At 42.1% G+C, this 3,845-nt stretch carries 3 protein-coding genes; all 3 read right to left on the reverse strand.

Going from position 1 to position 3,845, the window contains the following annotated elements:
• Positions 1-310: 310 nt before the first annotated feature.
• Complete coding sequence (locus CALSC_RS20970; protein ID WP_088243211.1) at positions 311-1,258, reverse strand: ribonuclease Z; 948 nt, start codon at positions 1,256-1,258, stop codon at positions 311-313.
• Positions 1,259-1,851: 593 nt separating this feature from the next.
• On the reverse strand, positions 1,852-3,111 hold the full coding sequence (locus CALSC_RS20975) for an FAD-dependent hydroxylase (protein ID WP_088243212.1): 1,260 nt from the start codon (positions 3,109-3,111) through the stop codon (positions 1,852-1,854).
• Positions 3,112-3,277: 166 nt separating this feature from the next.
• On the reverse strand, positions 3,278-3,845 hold a 568-nt coding region (locus CALSC_RS20980), incomplete at its 5' end, for a sensor histidine kinase (protein ID WP_143288329.1).

The following is a 3,845-nucleotide window of genomic DNA, read 5'->3' on the forward strand; positions in this document are numbered from 1 at the left end:
CTTAAACCTAGGTTTTAGCTTGTAACTAGACGAAAACATGAAGAACCCAAGGGGTTTTTTCCTAACTTGAAAAAGGCAGCTTTGCTGGAGGAAAGAACGTTTTTCGTCCTTGGTTGTGTACAAGCGTACATGAGAAACTAGCTTGCTAATTACTCTAATAAGGGATTTATACCATAAGCTGGTATAAAAAATTTTACCTTGATACTGATGGTTTTTGGGTGGAGTCCCAACAATTATCAACAATAATTGTTGGATTTACAGAATTTTTCTCAATAAGAGATGCTGATGATGATGTAGACAAAATCCAGGACTAGGAAATTACCGGAGCTCGTCGTCTGGGAACCTCATAATCCATAAAGTCATGTGCCATCTGCGTTTGAGGGAAAATAGCACGAGCCTCCTGAAGTAAATCCCGAAATTCTACAGGATTTCCAGGAGTATAGCGCGGGCTGAAATGGGTAATAATTAAACGATGTGCCTCAGCAGCTAAAGCTGTTTGTGCAGCCATTGTACTGGTAGAGTGCAGGCGCTGAAATGCCATATCCGCATCTTGATGTGCAAAGGTTGCTTCATGAATTAATACATCTGCATCCCGTGCCAATTCAACCGCACCTTGACAATAAACAGTATCCGTACAGTAGGCTATCTTCCTCCCGATTTCTGTTGGGCCACACAAATCAGTACCATTAATTACACGTCCATCATCTAAAGTTACCACTTCCCCACGTTTCAATTGACCATAAATCCGACCAGGAGGAATTTGTAAGCGTTGAGCTTTTTCCACATCAAACCGTCCAGAGCGATCTTTTTCTACTATTCGGTAGCCAAAAGCAGTAATCCGATGATGTAAAGCACCGCAAGTTACAGAAAATTCATTGTCTTCGTAAATCAATCCTGGGCTGACGGTGTGAACTTTGATGGGGTAGGAAAAATGGGTATGAGAATAACGAGAAGCTGCTTGAAGATATTCACTTAATCCTGGTGGTCCATAGATATCAACACGTTGGATATTACCAGCTAAACCACAACTAGCAAGTAAACCCATCAAGCCAAAAATATGATCGCCGTGCATATGGGTAATAAAAATGCGGCAGAGTTGGCTGATTTTGAGTTCACTGCGTAGGAGTTGATGTTGGGTGCCTTCACCGCAGTCAAACAACCATAATTCTGCCCGTTGCGGTAATCTCAAGGCAACACTGGAAACGTTGCGCGATCGCGTCGGTACTCCAGAACTCGTCCCTAAGAATGTTATCTGCACGGTATTTTTGCCTTCTTTGATGTAGTTAGTTTAATTTGCCACTTCATTTTCTATAGTGGCATGGAAAGGCACCAAATATTTTTTACAAAGGAGAAGCACTTAAAGAAGTCGGAATTGTGACCGAAAAAGAAAAGGATACAAGCCCCCAAATTTATTTGTGGAAAAATTAGAAATAATTGTGCCGCGATGCATAAGCACTCTTTCTCAATAATCCCTTTCTTGATGCAGTCGCTCATGGGGGAGACCCCCTTTCTGCGCGCTGCTCTCTACATTCATGTATGGGGTTTCTCCCCTGCTCCCTGCTCCCCAGCGTCTTCCTGGCCTTTGCTCCACTTCATTTGGTGGCACGGGAAAGGGAGTATCTTTTATGGGTAGGGATTTTGTATTCGGTATTTTTTCTCCGTTTCAGCTCATGCTTAAACGCTGAAATAACCAAACCACGTTAGACAATTGAGGATTTTCTCAATTATTTCCGAGATTCTGAAAACCCTAGCCTTGAAAGTGCTCCCTTCCTCCCTGCATTCATAACGATTGATTATTTTTTTATTTGGAAGTCCCTAACTTCGTACCATTCCCTTAAAACATCCCCTCAACTAGGAATTTTGGGCTAACTTAGGAGTCCGACCCTTTAAACCAATCATTAACTTCAGAGTAAATATTTTTACCAAAGGCACGCGCTGCATGATCCACAAGCCCAGACGACGTAACACTACTAATGGTAGGAAATGGTTAGAAAACATGCGGTCTAATAGGTCAGTAAACCCTAAAATTGTCAGATTTTCCTTTTTGCGCCAACTTTCGTAACGTTTGAGAACTTTCACATCGCCAATATCTTCACCAATTTGATGTGCAGCTTTGATGATTTGGGCTAAAGCTGCTACGTCCCGAATACCCAAATTTAAACCTTGTCCACCCACTGGATGACAATTATGGGCTGCATCACCCACTAAAGCTAATCTGTGTAAAGCATAGCGATCACTTTGCATCAATCTGACCTGAAAAATAAAGCGATCGCCTAGTAATTCCAGTTTACCCATTTGCTTACCATAGCGCCGAGTTAATTCTGCTAAGAATTGCTGATCATCTAAAGCACATAAAGCTTGGGCTTCCTCATGGGGTGCAGTCCAAACAATCCGGCATCGGTTCCCTGGTAAAGGTAAAATGGCAAAGGGCCCACTAGACCAAAACTTCTCATAAGCGGTGTGATTATGTGACTTTTCCGGCTTCACAAAAGCCACAATACAAGATTGCCAATATTTCCAACCCTTGGTTTTAATTCCCGCAGCTTCACGAATCCGCGATCGCGCCCCATCAGCAGCTACCATTAATTTACTGCGGACTGTGTGTATTTCCCCGGCTACTTTCACTTCCACACACACTTCATCGGGAAAATACTGGGTACTTACCACCTCCGCCGGGCACATCACAGCCACATTGTTACAGCCTTGGACAAATTCCTGCAAAGGATACAACAGTGCTTGATGTTCGGCTACATAGCCCAAATCCTGGGTATCTAAATCAGAGGTATTAAATTCTACTACCTCTGGATAATCGGCATCGGAAAGACACACGCGACGGTAAGTTTCAATCTGGGGCAGAATTTTATCCCATACACCTATTCCTTGATAAATAAGTGCAGACAGCATATGTATGGCATAGGCTTGTCCTTTAACTACTGCTGCTGATTGCTCTCTAGCTTCAATTAAGAGTACCCTGAGCCCAGAATCTTTTAAGGCACTGGCTAAGGTTAAGCCAGCAATCCCGCCACCGACAATTACTAAATCCCAATCATATCCCCGTTGGGATATGGTTTTTGCAGGAGATGGTTCTGAGTAAGACTGTACTTGCACCATTGTTAAGACATATTACAGGGTTTTAATTATTATTTTGACGCGATTTGACTTGATTGGGCAAGTTTGGGGCTATATCATGTGCGGTTAAAGACTTATCGTTAGGACTGCAAGGGGGCAGGGAGCAGGGGGAAAAAGAGTTTTGTCTAAAATCTAAAATGGTATAACTTTATGATTGAGTAACCGGAATTTCGATGATAAATTCTGTGCCATGTCCTAAACTTGATTGACAAGATAATCTACCACTGTGTTTTTCCACCACAATTTTATAACTGATAGATAATCCGAGTCCCATCCCTTTACCTATTCCTTTAGTAGTAGAGAAGGGGTCAAACAGTTTTGAACGTATATCTTCTGCAATTCCACAACCATTATCACTGATGCTAATTACAACCCATTCACCATCATGAACTTCAGTATTAATACGAATTACAGGTAATTGGAGATCTGATGTTTGGTACCTATCCTCCATAGCATCAATTCCATTAGCCACAATATTCATAAATACCTGGTTGAGGTGACTGGGGTAGCATTCAACTAGTGGAAGCTCTCCATACTCTTTAACCACGGAGATTACCGGAAAATTTGGTTTCCCTTTTAAACGGTGTTGAAGTATTGTCAGAATACTATCTATACTTTCATGAAGATCCACCGTCTTGAATCCAACTTCGTCAAGACTGGAGCAATTATGCAGGGATAGGACAATGTCGCGAATCTCTTTGGTTCCTACTTTCATC

The sequence above is a fragment of the Calothrix rhizosoleniae SC01 genome, from assembly GCF_900185595.1.
Taxonomy (GTDB): domain Bacteria; phylum Cyanobacteriota; class Cyanobacteriia; order Cyanobacteriales; family Nostocaceae; genus Calothrix_A; species Calothrix_A rhizosoleniae.